This is a genomic window from Acidipropionibacterium jensenii (genome assembly GCF_005890135.1).
GTDB lineage: Bacteria > Actinomycetota > Actinomycetes > Propionibacteriales > Propionibacteriaceae > Acidipropionibacterium > Acidipropionibacterium jensenii.
On sequence record NZ_CP040635.1, the window covers coordinates 2,581,508 to 2,597,943 of the forward strand.

Consider the following 16,436-nt stretch of genomic DNA (forward strand, 5'->3'; position numbering starts at 1 on the left):
CCCGCGGGCCGAGGAACGGCCCAGACTGCCCGATCCTACCTCAGCGCAACCCCGGGGCTCCACCAGAGCGGTCTGCGCCGGCTGCTGGCTGCCATCAGGACTGTCAGACCTGCGCCGTAGGGTCGGATCCATGACCAGATCGACGCCGCCCGGATCGACGCAGTCCGGATCGACGAAGCGCAGCCCGGGTCCCCGCCCGCCGGCTCCTCCTCGGCTGAGCGGTGCGCTCGCGGCCCTCGGCCAGGTGCCCGAGCCCGACGCTCTGGTCGAGGACGCCGACCTCAGCGGTGCGGACTGGACCGATGCGCAGCTGGAGGGGGTCGACCTGATGTCGGTGTCCGGTCGCTCGGTCCGGGCGCCCAGATCGGTGTGGCGGCGCTCTCAGTGCGCCGATCTGGAGCTGGCCTCCTGCGACCTGGCCGGCAGCAGCTGGCCGGAGGCGGGCTGGCGGCGGGTCAGACTGACCGACTGCAGACTGACCGGCGTCGAGTTGTCGGGCTGCGTCCTGGAGGACGTGGACTTCTCGGGATGCGTGCTGGAGATGGCCCGGTTCCGGTTCGCGACCCTGCGGCGGGTCCGCTTCACCGGCTGCCGACTGACCGGGGCGGACTTCTCGGACTCCCGCCTGGAGGAGGTCGCCCTCGATGACTGTGTGCTGGACTCGGCGGTCTTCGACCAGGTGCGCATCCTGGGCCGGCACACCACCGGGAACCGGCGCCAGGGACCCGGACTGGTGATCTCGGGGGGCTCGATCGAGGGGCTGTCCGGCGCCGATCAGCTGCGCGGGGCCGCGATCGATCCGCTCCACCTCGAGATCCTGGGGGCTCTGCTGGCCGGTGCCGCCGGGATCTCCCTGGAGCTGCCCGACCGGTAGCGCCTCAGCTCACTCGGGAATCGGCGCCAGCGTGGCGAAGCACTCCTGGAGCACCTCCTCGGAGGGACCCTCGATCATCGCGACACGACCCGGGGCGCTGAGCCCCACGAACCGCAGCATCGTGCCGCGGGTCTTCTTGTCCAGGTTCATGGTGGCCCGCAGCTTCGCCCACTCGGTTCCCTCGAAGGTGGTGGGCAGCCCCAACCCGGCCATGATCTCGCGGGTCCGATCGACGACCTGGCGGTCCAGTCCGAGTTCCCGGGCGGACAGCTCGGCGGCGAAGATCATGCCGACCGCATCAGCCTCGCCGTGGCGCCAGGTGAAGTGCTGGTGGGCCTCGATGGCGTGGGCCAGGGTGTGTCCGTAGTTCAGCCTTTCGCGGCCCACATCGGTGCCGCGCGAGGTGGACTCGGTGAGGTCCGCGGCGACCACCGAGGCCTTGACCTGAACCGCCCGGGTGAGGACCTCGTGGAAGGCGTCGGAGGCGGGATCCAGCACCGCCGCCGGATCCCTCTCGACGATGCTGAGGATCCGGGGGTCGTTGATGAATCCGCACTTGACGATCTCGGCCATTCCCGAGCGCATCTCGCGGATCGGCAGATGGGTCAGGGCATCGGTGTCGCACAGCACGGCGGCGGGTTCGTGGAAGGCGCCGACCAGGTTCTTGCCGGCTGTGATGTTGATGCCGGTCTTGCCCCCGACGGCGGCGTCAGCCATTCCGAGCACGGTGGTGGGCACCTGGATGAGGGTGACCCCGCGCATCCAGGTGGCGGCCACGAAGCCGGCCAGGTCGGTCGTGGCTCCCCCTCCCAGTCCCACCACGATGTCGCCGCGGGTCATCCCGGCGGCGGCCAGACGGTCCCAGCAGCCGGCCAGCACGGTGGCGGTCTTGGCGGCCTCGGCGTCGGGCACCTCGATGTCGATGACCTGACCGAGCCGCTCCCTCAGCGGTGCGGCCAGGAACTCCACGGAGGCGGGATGGACCAGTGCCACCCGGGATCCGACCGTCAGCTGTTCCAGTCCCTGGATCACCCCGGGTCCGATGCGCACCTCGTAGGGTTGCGGACCGTTGACCTCCACGACACTCATGACTGCTCCCCCGTCTCGTTGGCTGATGTCTCGATGACTCCGGTGGCCTCGGGCAGACCCTGAAGCTCCACCAGGATCTGTTCGACGATCTGTCCCGGGTGCAGCGAGTCGGTGACCACATGGATGTCGGCCGGGGCCGCGTAGACCGGACGCCGCTCGGCCAGCAGGCGCACCATCCGGGAGTGCACGTTGCCCAGCAGCAGGGGACGGGTGGCGTCATTGAGCCCGACCCGTCCGGAGGCGGTGCGGGCGCTGACCTCCAGCCAGACGGTGCGAACCCGGTCCAGAGCCTGCCCGATGCTGGGGGTGAGGGGGGCGCCCCCACCGAGCGAGACCACTCCCCCGGCGGCCAGCGCCGCGAGGGTCTCGCGGGCCTCCACCTCGCGGAAGTAGGGCTCCCCGTCGGTGGCGAAGATGTCGCTGATGGGACGTCCCTCGACCCGGCTGATCACCTCGTCGACGTCGACGAAGTCGAGGCCCAGCCGTGCGGCCAGCAGCGGTCCGACGGTCGACTTGCCCGATCCTGGGGCACCGATGATCGCAATCACCGGGGCCGGCCCGGAACCGGTCTGGTCGAGGCGGTCTCCGCCCGACTCACTCATGAGGTGCGATCTCGAGATGACGCTCGTCGAGACGGGCCAGGTAGGCATCGGCATTGCGGCGGGTCTCGGCCACCGAGTCTCCGCCGAACTTCTCCAGGGCGCACTCGGCCAGCACCAGGGCGACCATCGCCTCGGCGACCACCCCGGCGGCCGGCACCGCGGTGATGTCGGAACGCTGGTGGTTGGCGCGGGCCGGCTCCCCGGTGGCGGTGTCGAGGGTGCGCAGCGCCCGCGGGACGGTGGCGATCGGCTTCATGGCGGCGCGCACCCGCAGCAGCTCGCCGGTGCTGATCCCGCCCTCGGTACCACCGGAGTGGTCGGTGAGCCGGTGGACCCCGGCAGAGGTGGGCTCCATCTCGTCGTGGGCGGCCGAACCGCGCACCCCGGCCAGGGCGAACCCGTCGCCCAGCTCGACCCCCTTGATCGCCTGGATGCCCATCAGCGCGCCGGCGAGCCGGGAGTCCAGCCGCCGGTTCCCCTGGGTGTGGGATCCCAGTCCGGCCGGCAGCCCCCAGGCCAGCACCTCGACGATCCCGCCCATGGTGTCGCCGTCCCTGCGGCACTCCTCGACCGCCTCGATCATCCGCGCGGAGGTCTCCGGATCGGCGCAGCGCACCGGGTCGGCGTCGATCCGCGCGAGCTCATCGGGTCCCGGCCGCAGCCCGGCAGGTGCGACGACAGGTCCGAGCTGGACGACGTGGGAGAGGATCTCGACCCCCAGAGCCTGGCGCAGGAAGGCCTTGGCGATCGTCCCGAGGGTCACCCGGGCAGCAGTCTCCCGGGCCGAGGCGCGCTCCAGGATCGGACGGGCCTCGGCGAAGTCGTACTTCTGCATCCCGGCCAGATCGGCATGGCCGGGACGCGGACGGGTCAGCGCCTCGCCGCGGGCCTGGCCGACGAGCACCTGGGGATCGACCTTCCCGGGGTTCATCACCTCGCGCCACTTGGGCCACTCGGTGTTGCCGATCCGCACGGCGATCGGGGAGCCGAGGGTCTCGCCGTGCCGGAACCCGGCCAGCAGGGCGAGTTCATCGGCCTCGAAGGCCATCCGAGCACCGCGACCCACCCCCAGCCGGCGGCGTCGCAGCTCCTCGGAGATCTCGGCGGCACCGACCTCCACATGGGCGGGGATGCCCTCCATGGTGGCGATCAGGGCCTCGCCGTGGGACTCCCCGGCGGTGATGTAACGCAGCATGTGTCTACCTTCTCAGAATCGGGGCCGGCCCGTCACGGTGCCGGCGGGCACCTCAGGACCGGTGGCGCGACAGGTTCTCCTGGTGGGCCGCCGCCCACAGCACCTCCATCGGCACCTGCCGTCCTGTCATCAGGGCGACCTGCCCGACGGCCTGTCCGGCCAGCAGGTCCAGTCCGTCGATGACCTCGCAGCCGCGGGCCCGGCCGGCCTGCGCCAAGGGGGTGGGCCAGGGGTCGTAGACGACGTCGAAGACGGTCCGCACACCGGCCACCAGGGGTTCGGCGAGGGTCTCCAGGGCAGCGGCCGGGACGGTGGAGACGAGCAGATCGGCCGCTGTCGGCTGGTCGGCGAGGGTGGCGTCCAGCGGCGTCCACTGGACCTCCATGCCCAGGTCGACGGCCAGTGACAGGGTCTGGCCGGAGCGTTCCAGGCTGCGCGAGACGATGGTCGCCCGGCCGGCCCCCAGTCGTGCCGCACCGGCCAGGGCGGATCGGGCGGTGGCCCCGGCGCCGATCACCGCCACCCGGTCGATGGCGTCCACCCGATGCTTGCGGCAGGCCAGCACCAGACCCTCGACATCGGTGTTGGCCACCACCGGGCCGTCCGGGGTGCGCACCCAGGTGTTGGCCACGCCGAGCCGTCGGACCGTCTCGTCAGGGGTTCCCAGCCCCACCAGGTCGGCCTTGTGGGGCATCGTCACCGACAGGCCGCGCCAGCTGGTGTCCAGCCCCGCGACGAACTCCGGCAGCCCCCCGGGGGCGATGTCGATGGCCTGGTAGCTCCAGTCCAGACCCAGCGCCCGGTAGGCGGCGCGGTGGATCGCCGGGGACAGCGAGTGGGCGACCGGATGGCCGACGACCGCGCAGCGGGTGCTCACCGGGTCAGCACTTCCCCTTGTGGGCCTGGCACCAGGCCTGGAACTTCGCAACATTCTTGTTGTGGTCGGTGATCGTGGCGGCGAAGGCGGTGGTGCCCTTCTCGGGATCGATCACCACCCAGTACAGATCGTTGGTCTTGGCGGGGGCCACTGCCGCCGACATCGAGTCGGCACCGGGATTGTTGATCGGGGTGGGGGGCAGCCCCTTGACCAGATAGGTGTTGTACGGCGACTGCTTCTTGCGCTGGGCGTCGGTGGTGGTGAGCTTGGAGGTCGCGTTGTTGGCGAACAGCACCGTGGCGTCGGACTGCAGCGGCATCCCCTTGGCCAGCCGGTTGTAGATGATGCCGGCGATGATCTTCTTGTCCTTGGCGGTCTTGCCCTCCTTCTCGAGGATGGAGGCGACCGTGAGGGCCTCGTAGGGGGTGCGCTTGATGGTGCCGGCCTGGCCGGTGAAGTTGAGGGTGTTCGTCACCTTGGTGAACTGGCGGGTCTGCTGCTGGAGGATCCCCAGGGCGGTCGGCTTGTCGGCCACCTCGTAGGTGTCGGGGAACATGAACCCCTCCGGGTTGCCCTTGGCCCAGGCCGGCAGGCCGAGCTTGCCGGTGTTGGCGATCGCCTTGGTGAACTGGGAGACCGGCAGACTGGATCCCTTGGCCAGCACGGCCGCCTGCTCGGAGATCGTCAGACCCTCGGTGACGGTGACCCGGGTGTGCTGGATGTTGGCCGGGTCCGACAGGATCGCCAGAGCCTTCTCGGCGCTCATGTGGGTCCACAGCTTGTACTGGCCGGCCTGGATGGTCGGGTCGGTGCTGGCATCGCGGACCGCCGCCCGGAAGGCCTTCATGGACTTGATGACATCGGCATCGAGCAGGATGTCGCCGGCCGCGGTCACCGATGCGTCCTCGGGAATGCGGACCAGGACGGGCTTGTCGCCGTCGCCGAGGTAGTCGTCGGTGGACTTGTAGGAGAGGTAGGCGCCGTGCACCTGGTCGGCGACGAACAGTCCGCCACCGACCAGCACCACCAGCGACAGCACGACGGCGAAGGCCGACCGGAACCGGTACCAGAACTCCTTGCGGGGATCCTGCTCCGGATCGTCTCTGAACGGTCCACTCACGAGCCGTCTCCTTCCCCGCCCGCGGTCCGGGCGTGCTCCAACACCTGCTCGAGAATGGCCACCGCGGCCGCCTGGTCGATCACCGAGCGCTGGTGGCGGGCGTCCCGGCCGGCGTCGTGAAGGGCCCTGGCCGCGGTCCTGGTGGTCATTCTCTCATCGACCATCCGGATCGGGACCGGGGCGATCGCCCTGGCGAGTCGGGCGGCGGCCGCCCGGACGTCGCGAGCAGCGATCTGCTCGGTGCCGTCCAGGGCCACCGGCAGTCCCATGATGACCTCGACCGGTTCGTACTCGGCGATGATCTGGGCGAGTCGGGCGATCGGCCGGTCCTTGGTCGCCACGGTCTCCACCGGGTAGGCGAGGATGCCGCGCGGGTCGCAGGCGGCGACCCCGATCCGCGCCTTCCCCCAGTCGATCGCGACGCGGGTGCCGAACAGGCTCATCGGTGGGTCTCCGTTCAGCCCAGGGACGACAGCTCGGAGGCCACCAGACCCAGCGCGGCGTCGGCCCCGGTCGAGTCGGTGCCGGCTCCCTGGGCCATGTCGTCCTTGCCGCCGCCGCGACCCGAGATCGGGGCGACCGCGGCGCGCAGCAGCGCTCCGGCCTTCGCCCCCTGGGCGCGGGCCGTCGACGTGGTGGCGACGATTATCGCCGGGTGGCCGGGCTGACCGCCGATGAGGGCGACCACACCGGGCCGGTCGCCCAGCCGCGAGCGCAGCTCGGAGGCGACGTTGCGCAGGTCGGCGCCACCGATCCCGGGCAGCTGGCCGGCGACCAGGTCGAAGGACCCGGCCGGTGCGACCTGGGCGAGCAGGGACTCGGCCTTGCCCATTGCCTCGCGCGCCCGGGCGGCGGCCAGTTTGCGGTCGGCGTCCTTGAGTTCGGAGACGAGCTTGGCGACCCGGTCGGTGAGCTGATCGGGCTGGACCTTGAGGATGCCGGTGAGTTCGTTGACCAGGGTCCGCTCGGCGGCCATCTGGTGGAAGGCGTCGGTCGACACCAGGGCCTCGACCCGTCGGGTTCCCGAACCGATCGACTGCTCCCCCAGCAGGTTGAGCAGCCCGATCCGTCCGGTGGAGGCGACATGGGTGCCGCCGCACAGCTCACGCGACCACGGGCCGTTGAGCTCGACCATCCGCACGATCGGCGGGTACTTCTCGCCGAACATCGCCATCGCACCCATCGCCTTGGCCTGGTCGAGCGGCATCTGGGTGTCGGTGACGGCGAAGTCGTCGTGGATCGCCTGGTTGCAGCGCTCCTCGATCTCCTTGCGCAGCTCGGCCGACATCGCCTCGCGCGACGAGAAGTCGAAGCGCAGGTAGCCGGGCTTGTTGTAGGAGCCCGCCTGGGTGGCGGTGGGCCCGACCAGTTCGCGCAGCGCGGCGTGGATCACGTGGGTGGCGGTGTGGGCCTGGCAGGCCCCGAACCGGTTGGCGGCGTCGACCTCGGCGTCCACCGCGTCTCCGACCGCCAGGTCGCCGTCCAGACGGACCTTGTGGACCACCAGGCCGGGAACCGGACGCTGGACGTCGAGCACCTCCAGGTCGAAGCCGGAGGCGTGGATGAGCCCGGTGTCGGAGTCCTGGCCGCCCATCTCGGCGTAGAACGGGGTCTCGGCCAGCACCACCTCGACGACCGAGCCGCTGGGTGCGCTGGTCACCGACCGGCCGTCCGAGACGATCCCGGTGACGGTGGTGGGCACCGACAGCTCGGTGTACCCGAGGAAGGGGGTCTCGCCCTGACTGCGCAGCTGGGTGTAGGCCTCGGTGTCGGTGGTGAGGCCCTTCTTCGCGCGGGCATCGGCCTTGGCACGCTGGCGCTGCTCGGCCATCAGGGTGGTGAAGGTCTCGCGGTCGACGCTCAGGCCCTGCTCGGCGGCCATCTCCAGGGTGAGGTCGATCGGGAAGCCGTAGGTGTCGTGGAGCTGGAAGGCCTTCTGGCCCGACAGGGTCGTCGAGCCGGCGGCGCGGGTCTGGGCGACCGCGGTGTCGAGCATCGTGGTGCCGGCCGACAGGGTGCGCCGGAAGGTCTCCTCCTCGGCGGTGGCGGCCTCGATGACCCGGTCCCACTGGACCAGGATGTCGGGGAAGGTGTGGCACATCAGATCCCGGGAGACCGGCAGCAGGGTGGGCAGCACCGGCTCGTCGACGCCGAGCAGCTTCATCGCGCGCACGACACGGCGCAGCAGCCTGCGCAGCACGTAGCCGCGCGCCTCGTTGCCGGGGGTGACGCCGTCCGTCATGAGCATCAGCGCCGAGCGGACGTGGTCGGCGACCACCCGCATCCGCACGTCGTCCTCGTGGTCGGCCCCGTAGCGCCGGCCGGACAGTTCCGCGGCCCGGGTGATGACCGGGAAGACCTGGTCGATCTCGTACATGTTGTCGACGCCCTGGAGGAGCAGGGCGATCCGCTCCAGGCCGGCGCCGGTGTCGATGTTGAGGCTCTTGAGCGGGCCGGCGATGTCGAAGTCGTCCTTGGCGCGGACCTTGGACAGGTCCTCGGTCTCGAAGACCAGGTTCCAGATCTCCAGGTAACGGTCCTCGTCGGCCTCGGGGCCGCCGTCGCGGCCGTACTCGGGACCGCGGTCGATGTAGATCTCCGAGCAGGGGCCGCCGGGGCCGGGGATGCCCATGTGCCAGTAGTTGTCGTTGAGGCTGCGGCCCTGGATGTGATCGGCGGGCACGCCGACCTTGAGCCAGGTCTGGCGGGCCTCGGTGTCGCCCTGGGGGTAGTCGGGGTGGAACCCGGGTCCGAGCACCGTCACCCAGATGGAGGCCGGGTCGAAGCCGAATCCGCCCTCGGACTGCGGGGAGGTGACCAGCTCCCAGGCGAAGGCGATGGCCTCCTTCTTGAAGTAGTCGCCGAAGGAGAAGTTGCCGAGCATCTGGAAGAAGGTGCCGTGCCGGGTGGTCTTGCCGACCTCCTCGATGTCGAGGGTCCGCACGCACTTCTGAATGCTGGTGGCGCGCTTCCAGGGGGCGGGCTCCACCCCCATCAGGTAGTGCTTGAAGGGCACCATTCCGGCATTGACGAACAGCAGAGTCGGGTCGTTGTACAGCAACGAGGCGCTCGGCACGACGGCGTGCCCCTTGCTCTCGAAGAAGTCGAGGAATCGCTGTCCGATCTCCGCAGTTCTCATACCCGTCCTTGTCGATGGTCCGGTCGTCCGCCGACACAGCGGAACCGGAGCGCAAGCCTACCGCGGTCGGCGGACAGTTCCGCCCCGCGGCCTGTGTGCGGCCGGTCTCAGTGCTGCTCGTCCAGGCCCAGCCGGGTGCGCAGCTCGGACTCCTTGGACGCCGACTCGGCGCGCACCACCCGGACGAAGTCCGCGGCCTGGGAGGCGAGATCGCCGATCTGCTCGGTCAGTCGCTGGTACCTCAGGCGGATGTCCGGCGACTCCCGGACGGCGGGCAGTCGCGACGGCGGGAGCTCCTTGAGGCGGCTCGCGCGGACCGCCACGGTCCCGGCCGAGACGGCCAGGGCGGCCCCTGCCGCCGCAAGGATCCACGCCCTGGCGCTCATGAGTTCCTCCTGGCCCGTCGTCCCAGCCGTCCGGCGCGCTGGGCGGCACCGGCCTGGCGGATCCCGTGGGCCAGCCCGGCGACCTTGACCATCGGGGTGCCGACGGTCTCGGTGAACACCTTCGACAGCTCATTGGTCCGCGACGAGATCTCGGTGACGTGCTCGGAGACGGTGTGCACATCGGTCGTCACGTCGCCGATCTTGGCGATCTCATCGTTGGTGACGGTCACCGTCCCCTTGAGCTCCTCGAGGATCGGCACCGTGGAGTCGTCGAGATCGCGGACCGCGGTGCGAAGCTGGTCGAGGACGCCGCCCAGTTTCAGCAGCGGGACGGCGAGCAGCGCCACCAGGGCGACGACGGCCAGGGCTGCGATGAGCCCCGCGATCTGGCCAACTGTCATGGGGTGATCTCCAGGATGGGGGTGGACGACACCGCCACACTCTAGTCGGGATCGCGACCGAGCAGGGCGCGGATCTGCTCCCACCGGTGGCCGATCGTCTCCTCGTTGCCGTGGTCGGTGGGCCGGTAGTAGCGGGTGCGGGCCAGATCGTCGGGAAGGTACTGCTGGGCGGCCACCCCGTGCGGGAAGTCGTGGGCGTACCGGTAGCCGGCGCCGTGCCCCAGGCCGGCGGCGCCCGAGTAGTGGGCGTCGCGCAGATGGGCCGGCACCTCCCCTCCCCTGCCGGCCCGCACATCGGCCAGAGCGGCATCGATGGCGGTGATGACGGCATTGGACTTCGGGGCGGTGGCCGCGGCGATGGTCGCCTGGGCCAGGTTGATCCGGGCCTCGGGCATCCCGATGAGCTGGACCGCCTGGGCCGCCGCGACACAGGTCTGCAGGACGCTGGGGGCGGCCATCCCGATGTCCTCGGAGGCCAGCACGATGAGCCGCCGGGCGATGAACCGGGCGTCCTCCCCCGCCTCGATCATCCGGGCGAGCCAGTGCAGGGCGGCGTCGACGTCGGATCCCCGGACCGACTTGATGAAGGCGCTGATGACGTCGTAGTGCTGGTCCCCGCCCTTGTCGTAGCGCACCGCCGCACGGTCCACCGCGGTGGCGACCACCTCCGGGGTGATCTCGTCGGTGCCCGAGGCGGTGGCTCCGGCGGCCGCCTCCTCGAGGTAGGTGAGGACCCGTCGGGCGTCACCGCCCGCCATCTGCAGGAGATCGGCCCGACCCTGATCGGTGAGCCGGTAGTGGCCGTCCTCGGGGGTCCGAAGCCCCCTCGGATCGGTGAGCGCACGATCGACGAGGGTGGCGATGTCCTCGGGGCTCAGCGGTCGGAGGGTGAGCAGCAGGGATCGTGACAGCAGCGGGGAGATCACCGAGAACGACGGGTTCTCGGTGGTGGCGGCGACCAGGGTGACGATCCGGTTCTCCACGGCGGGCAGCAGGACGTCCTGCTGGGCCTTGTTGAACCGGTGCACCTCGTCGACGAACAGCACGGTGGGCCGTCCGGCGGCCAGTTCGCGCCGGGCGGTGTCCAGCTCGCGGCGGACATCCCTGACCCCGGCGGTGACCGCCGACAGTTCCACAAAACGGCGGGCCGAGGCATGGGAGATGACGCTGGCGATGGTCGTCTTGCCGACCCCGGGGGGACCCCACAGGAAGACGCTCATCGCGGCGCTGCCCTCGGCCAGCCGTCGCAGCGGCGAGCCGGGCCCCAGCAGGTGCTGCTGGCCGACGATCTCGTCGATGCTGCGCGGACGCATCCGCACCGCCAGCGGGGCCGACGGGTTGACGGCCTCCGACAGGGAGCCGCCTACTGTTGCCGGCGAGGCGGGACCGCCGCCGACCGGGTTTCCGAACAGGTCCTCGCTCATCGTCAGGCGGTCAGCAGGTGGGACTCCAGGCGGGCCTGGTCCTCACCCTGCCAGCCGATCCGGTCCAGGTAGTTGGCGACCCCGCCGTGACGCTGCTCGACCAGATCGAGCAGATTGGTCATGATCTCGGCGGGGGTGGTCTGCTCCGGTCCCGAGTAGGCCCCCTGGGTGGCCGATCCGGCGGCGCCAGCCTCCCCCAGGCTCGCCATGATCCGGTCCAGACGCTGGTTGGTCGCCTCGTAGTCGGTGACGATCGCCTCCCTGGGAACGCCCAGGGCGGTCAGCACCACCGCCATCAGGGTGCCGGTGCGGTCCTTGCCGGCGGCGCAGTGGATGTCGGTGGCCCCGCGCGCCGAGCCGAGAACCCTCAGACCGGCCAGCACGGTGTCGGGCCGGGCCTCCAGGTACTCCAGGTAGTGCGCGGCCATCGCCTCATTGCGGGTGGTCGGGGTGATGGCGCTCATCGTCTCCCGCCACGGCGGGATGACGGCCCGCGGGTCGTCCTCGGGGTACAGCGATCCGGTGGTGACCTGGACCCGCGGGTCCTGGCGCAGCGGACCGGCCCCGATCCGGGACAGCTCGTAGCGGGTGCGCAGATCGATGACATCGGTGAGGTCGTGCTGGTGCACCAGGGTCTCGATGCTGGCCGGGGTCAGGCGGTCCAGATTGTCGGACCGCAGCAGCCGGTTGGCGGCGATCTTCCGGCCGTCCTTGGCCGGGATGCCCACCAGGTCGCGCATGTTGTTGACGCCCTCGACGTCGATCCAGGTGATCGCGGTGGTGATGGTCATGCCCCCACCCTAATGAGCCAGCCCGACACTGTGCCCGGACACGGCCGAGTCAGACTCGACGTCGTCATCCCCCAGTACTGCCCCCGGCTCAGCCCCAGCCCAGTGCGTGAAGACGCTCGTCACTGATTCCGAAGTGGTGTGCCACCTCGTGGATGACGGTGATCGTGATCTGCTCGACCAGCTGCGCTCGACTGGCGCACATCCGTGTCAACGGTCCGGAGAAGATCGTGATGACATCTGGAGGCACGAACCCCCAGTGGGAGTCGCGACTGGTCAGCGGCACTCCCTCGTACAACCCAAGCAGGGTGGGCGGCTGGTCCTCGGAAGGCTCGTCGGCGACCTGGATGGCGACATTGTCGATGGCCTCCGACAGAGCGCGCGGTATCAGGTCCAGGGCGTCATCGATGCACGCCTCGAAGTCCTCCTGGGACATCTCCATCCCCGCTCCTCCTCCCGCTCCGGCCCCGGGTACGGGACTGCCCGGGCGACCGAGGTCGTCCGGGCAGCTGGACCCGTCAGGCTCACGCCTTGGTGTCGGCCTCCTCGGCCTTCTCGGCGGCGTCCTTCTTCTCGCCCTTCTTGACCGGCTTGGCGTCCACGCCCGCCTCGCGGCGCTGGGCCGGGGTGATCGGCGCCGGAGCCTGGGTCAGCGGGTCGTACCCGTTGCCGGTCTTCGGGAAGGCGATGACATCGCGGATCGACTCGAAACCGCCCAGCAGCATCACCAGGCGGTCCAGGCCGAAGGCGATGCCGCCGTGCGGCGGGGCGCCGAACTTGAAGGCGTCGAGCAGGAAGCCGAACTTCTGCTGGGCCTCCTCGGCGCTGAGTCCCATCACCTGGAAGACCCGCTTCTGGACGTCGCGACGATGGATACGGATCGATCCGCCACCCACCTCGTTGCCGTTGCACACGAAGTCGTAGCCGTAGCTGAGCGCGGACCCCGGATCGGTGTCGAAGGTGTCCATGCACTCGGGCTTGGGGCTGGTGAAGGCGTGGTGAACAGCGGTCCACTCGCCACCGCCGACCGCGACATCGCCCTCGGCCTCGGCCTCCTTGGTGGGCTTGAACATCGGGGCGTCGACCACCCAGCAGAACGCCCAGTCGGCCGGATCGTAGAGCTTGCAGCGCACGCCGATCTCGAGTCGGGCGGCACCCAGCAGCTCCTGGGACGCGGTCCGGGAGCCGGCCGCGAAGAAGATCGCGTCGCCGGGCTTGGCACCGACCTTCTCGGCGATCCCGGCCTTCTCGTCGGCGGAGATGTTCTTGGCCACCGGGCCGGCCAGCGCGCCGTCGTCCTGGACGGTGATGTAGGCCAGCCCCTTGGCACCGCGGGTCCGCGCCCACTCCTGCCAGGCGTCGAACTGGCGCCGCGGCAGGGAGGCCCCGCCGGGCATCACCACAGCACCCACATAGGGCGCCTGGAAGACCCGGAAGGGAGTTCCGGCGAAGAAGTCGGTGACCTCGGTGATCTCATTGCCGAACCGCAGGTCCGGCTTGTCGGAGCCGTAGCGGTTCATCGCGTCGTGCCAGCTGATGCGCGGCATAGGCCGGGGCAGGTCGACGCCGATCAGCTTCCAGCACTCGGCCATCACCTCCTCGCCCAGGGCGATGACGTCGTTCTGGTCGACGAAGCTCATCTCGATGTCGAGCTGGGTGAACTCGGGCTGGCGGTCGGCGCGGAAGTCCTCATCGCGGTAGCACCGCGCGATCTGGTAGTAGCGCTCCATCCCGGCCACCATCAGCAGCTGCTTGAACAGCTGGGGGCTCTGCGGGAGGGCGTACCAGGAGCCCGGCGCCAACCGGGCCGGCACCAGGAAGTCGCGGGCGCCCTCGGGGGTGGAGCGGGTGAGGGTCGGCGTCTCGATGTCGTAGAAGTCGTGGCGGTCGAGGGCCTCGCGGATGATGTGGGTCACCTTGGAGCGCAGCACCAGGGCCTGGTGCTGGCGGGGACGGCGCAGGTCCAGGTAGCGGAACCGCAGTCGGGCATCCTCGTTGACGCTGACGTGCTCGTCGATCTGGAAGGGCAGCGCGGCCGAGCGGTTGAGCACCTCGAGCTCGGAGATGGCCACCTCGATCTCCCCGGAGGGCAGATTCGGGTTGGCGTTGCCGTCGGGGCGGGCCTCGACGACGCCGGTGACCCGGATGCAGAACTCGTTGCGCAGGTCGTGGGCTCCCGAGGATGCCAGGATCTCGTCACGGATGACGACCTGGGCCAGTCCGGAGGCGTCTCTCAGATCGATGAAGGCCACTCCGCCGTGGTCGCGTCGGTGGCCTACCCAGCCGGCCAGGGTCACCTCCTTGCCGATGTCGCTGGCTCGTAGGGTGCCTGCCTCGTGGGTTCGCAGCACGAACGTGATCCTTCCATTGTCGGGGCCTCGCATAGACGGTGCGGGCCTTCCCCGTGAGCCTATCGCTCCGGGCCCCGACGGATCCAGAACGCCCTCCGCGCACGGCGGTCGACCGGAGGGTGATCGGACGGCTCCCTGCGGTCGACCGCTGTCCGATGAACCCCGGTCTCAGCCGACCTCGGGGAACCAGTCGGCGATTTGGGCGCGCAGCGCCTCGTTGCCCTCGGCGCGGGTGTGGTTGGCCAGGATCCAGTCCTTGAGGGACCCGCCGGCCGAGTCGTCGACGGCCTTGCGGGCGGCGGCCGGGTCGGAGAGCACCTCCTGGAGCATGTCGGCCGCCTGGTCCTCGGTGGCGTACAGGTAGGGGTAGAAGGCCGGCACCAGATGGGCGGCCCACGGCTGGTGGGGGAAGATGCCGACCGCACCGGCCAGCAGCGCCTCCAGATACTCCATCCCGTAGGCCTCCTCGTGGGCGGTGGCCAGGAAGGCGGTGGCGTGGGAGAGGGACTCCCAGTACTCCTCCTTCTCACCGAACAGTGGCGAGACCTTCGCCCATCGGGGGTTCGACATCTTCATCGCCATCACGCTGGCGAGATCGCGCTGGGCCAGTCGGGCCTCCATCTTCAGCGGCATCCTGCTGGCGACGTCGCGCACCACCTTGAGGAAGATCTTGGGCTTCTTCGAGTCCACCAGGTGGATCGCCGGGTACAGCACCACGGGGACGTCGGGGTCGGTGTGGGGCCGCAGCAGGTCGTCGCGGATGCCGGGGTGGAACCAGCCGATCCTGGCCTGGTGGGCCAGCGGCGGAATGGTCCAGCGGCGCACGATCTCGCTCACCTCACCGGCGGTCCGCTCCCCGGAGCACAGCGTCGGGAAGAGCGCGAAGGACAGCCCCATCGCAGCGAAGTTCACCTTGTGGTGGAAGTGGGAGGGCGGCAGCCACTGGATGTTGAGGATCCTCGGCTCGGCCCCGCCGCGGTGAAGCCTCTGGAACAGCCCGATCGAGTCGAGCACGTCGAGATTGATGATGAGGTCGCGACGGGGATCGAGGTGCTGGAGGGTGCGCATCGTGATGGCACCGACCTGACGGTCCTGTGGCCCCACCAGGACGGCCTCGGGGAAGATCGTGAAGAGTCGTCCGGCGATCGCGCCGCCGGCACCGCGGCCCGCGAACCCGCCATTCTCGTCGACCACCGGATCGTCGTCGAGGAAACCGATCTTGATCGCAATCGTCATGGCCAACTCCCTGCTGTCAGCGAATCTGGTGTCCCTGCTGGCGCCCGCGCACTGGCTGCTCCCCGTGCCCCGGCCGTTGCCGGTGCACGTGTCCGGGAGCTCACATCCGCCTTGCGCACCGTGTCGACCGGTGAGCCGTGGAGCTGTGATCAGAACGCGTCCTTGCGCCTGGGGATCACTCTAGCCACAGAACCGGTCCAGTGGGTCCCGATCACCGGGGTTGTCCCCAGGGCGGGGATGTCCGGGTTGCGGTCCGGCGTCCTCAGTCCCGGGTCGGCGAGGGACCGGTGAGCACCTGCTGGAGGCTGGCACCCTCGCGGGCCACCAGCTCCTCGCCGGGGATCTGGGCCAGCGCGTCCAGGCCGACGATGTAGCGGGTGGTGAACAGTCCCAGCAGCCGGGCCAGTCCGATGGTGGCCCGCAGCTGCGCCTCCTCGGGGTCGAACCGGTCCCCCAGCAGGGCGACGATCGGGTCGATGAGGGAGTGCTGGTACAGGTCGTTGACCAGTTCGAAGGCGTAGGGCTGGGTGACCATCGCCTGGACGACTCCCTGCAGGGTTGCCGAGCCCCGCTCGGTGAACTCCCCCACGTGGCCGTCCCAGGCCTGCACGAAGGCGCGGATCAGCGCCTCCCCGAGATCCTCGGGAGCGCACCCGGCGCAGACCCTGGCGATGATGAGGTGGGGGCCGCTGGGCAGCGCCATCGCCTCGTTGTAGAGGTCCTGCTTGGTGCCGAAGTAGTAGCTCACCAGGGAGGTGTCGACGCCGGCCTTCCGGGCGATGGCGCGCAGGCTGACGGCGCTGAACTCGTTGTCCACGAAGAGGGTGCGGGCGGCCGCCAGGATCGCCGCACGGGCCTGGCCCGACTGTGCGCGGGGGCCGCGCCGCGACGGGACCCGTTGCGGGTCGCCGGTCCTGCGTGCGGTGCTGGTCATGGCGCACAGCGTAGGCAACC

Annotated in this window: 16 protein-coding genes; 1 reads left to right on the forward strand and 15 read right to left on the reverse strand. The window is 70.2% G+C overall.

The genetic code is table 11. The features are described from left to right. Nucleotides 1-130: 130 nt before the first annotated feature. Nucleotides 131-874, forward strand: coding sequence for a pentapeptide repeat-containing protein (locus FEZ32_RS14085; protein ID WP_138680652.1), 744 nt, complete (start codon nucleotides 131-133; stop codon nucleotides 872-874). A gap of 9 nt (nucleotides 875-883) precedes the next feature. Here FEZ32_RS14085 and aroB read toward each other — a convergent pair whose 3' ends face one another. The 15 genes from aroB to FEZ32_RS11660 form a co-directional block, all read right to left on the reverse strand. Further along, nucleotides 884-1,963: a 3-dehydroquinate synthase gene (gene aroB / locus FEZ32_RS11590; protein ID WP_138680653.1), complete on the reverse strand. Its 1,080-nt coding sequence runs from the start codon at nucleotides 1,961-1,963 to the stop codon at nucleotides 884-886. Further along, nucleotides 1,960-2,511, reverse strand: coding sequence for a shikimate kinase (locus tag FEZ32_RS11595; RefSeq protein WP_138680937.1), 552 nt, complete (start codon nucleotides 2,509-2,511; stop codon nucleotides 1,960-1,962). The genes aroB and FEZ32_RS11595 overlap by 4 nt, the downstream gene beginning before the upstream one ends. Before the next feature lie 46 nt (nucleotides 2,512-2,557). Beyond that, the gene (gene aroC, locus FEZ32_RS11600) at nucleotides 2,558-3,760 is read right to left on the reverse strand and encodes a chorismate synthase (RefSeq protein WP_097827930.1); all 1,203 of its coding nucleotides are present in this window, start codon (nucleotides 3,758-3,760) and stop codon (nucleotides 2,558-2,560) included. Between the two features lie 52 nt (nucleotides 3,761-3,812). Further along, nucleotides 3,813-4,637: a shikimate dehydrogenase gene (locus tag FEZ32_RS11605; protein WP_236082010.1), complete on the reverse strand. Its 825-nt coding sequence runs from the start codon at nucleotides 4,635-4,637 to the stop codon at nucleotides 3,813-3,815. Nucleotides 4,638-4,641: 4 nt separating this feature from the next. Continuing rightward, nucleotides 4,642-5,757: an endolytic transglycosylase MltG gene (mltG, locus tag FEZ32_RS11610; protein WP_028702523.1), complete on the reverse strand. Its 1,116-nt coding sequence runs from the start codon at nucleotides 5,755-5,757 to the stop codon at nucleotides 4,642-4,644. Then, nucleotides 5,754-6,200 carry a Holliday junction resolvase RuvX gene (gene ruvX / locus FEZ32_RS11615; RefSeq protein WP_097827928.1) on the reverse strand — a complete coding sequence of 149 codons (447 nt, stop codon included), beginning with the start codon at nucleotides 6,198-6,200 and terminating at the stop codon, nucleotides 5,754-5,756. The genes mltG and ruvX overlap by 4 nt, the downstream gene beginning before the upstream one ends. Nucleotides 6,201-6,214: 14 nt before the next feature. Then, nucleotides 6,215-8,896 carry an alanine--tRNA ligase gene (gene alaS, locus FEZ32_RS11620; protein WP_097827927.1) on the reverse strand — a complete coding sequence of 894 codons (2,682 nt, stop codon included), beginning with the start codon at nucleotides 8,894-8,896 and terminating at the stop codon, nucleotides 6,215-6,217. Nucleotides 8,897-9,003: 107 nt separating this feature from the next. Then, a complete protein-coding gene (locus tag FEZ32_RS11625; protein WP_138680654.1) occupies nucleotides 9,004-9,282 on the reverse strand; it encodes a hypothetical protein in 279 nt (92 codons plus the stop codon). Beyond that, on the reverse strand, nucleotides 9,279-9,683 hold the full coding sequence (locus FEZ32_RS11630) for a DUF948 domain-containing protein (RefSeq protein ID WP_036980917.1): 405 nt from the start codon (nucleotides 9,681-9,683) through the stop codon (nucleotides 9,279-9,281). Before FEZ32_RS11630 ends, FEZ32_RS11625 begins: the two co-directional genes overlap by 4 nt. A gap of 41 nt (nucleotides 9,684-9,724) precedes the next feature. Next, on the reverse strand, nucleotides 9,725-11,107 hold the full coding sequence (locus FEZ32_RS11635) for a replication-associated recombination protein A (RefSeq protein ID WP_138680655.1): 1,383 nt from the start codon (nucleotides 11,105-11,107) through the stop codon (nucleotides 9,725-9,727). A 2-nt stretch (nucleotides 11,108-11,109) separates the two neighbouring features. Continuing rightward, nucleotides 11,110-11,898, reverse strand: a complete 789-nt coding sequence (locus FEZ32_RS11640; RefSeq protein ID WP_138680656.1) for a tyrosine-protein phosphatase — start codon at nucleotides 11,896-11,898, stop codon at nucleotides 11,110-11,112. An 88-nt stretch (nucleotides 11,899-11,986) separates the two neighbouring features. Then, the gene (locus tag FEZ32_RS11645; RefSeq protein WP_036980924.1) at nucleotides 11,987-12,337 is read right to left on the reverse strand and encodes a metallopeptidase family protein; all 351 of its coding nucleotides are present in this window, start codon (nucleotides 12,335-12,337) and stop codon (nucleotides 11,987-11,989) included. Nucleotides 12,338-12,419: 82 nt separating this feature from the next. Next, a complete protein-coding gene (gene aspS, locus FEZ32_RS11650) occupies nucleotides 12,420-14,246 on the reverse strand; it encodes an aspartate--tRNA ligase (protein WP_138680657.1) in 1,827 nt (608 codons plus the stop codon). 168 nt (nucleotides 14,247-14,414) lie between these two features. After that, a complete protein-coding gene (locus tag FEZ32_RS11655; protein ID WP_028702530.1) occupies nucleotides 14,415-15,482 on the reverse strand; it encodes a hypothetical protein in 1,068 nt (355 codons plus the stop codon). Between the two features lie 262 nt (nucleotides 15,483-15,744). Next, the gene (locus FEZ32_RS11660) at nucleotides 15,745-16,416 is read right to left on the reverse strand and encodes a TetR/AcrR family transcriptional regulator (RefSeq protein ID WP_084149250.1); all 672 of its coding nucleotides are present in this window, start codon (nucleotides 16,414-16,416) and stop codon (nucleotides 15,745-15,747) included. Between the last annotated feature and the right edge of the window lie 20 nt (nucleotides 16,417-16,436).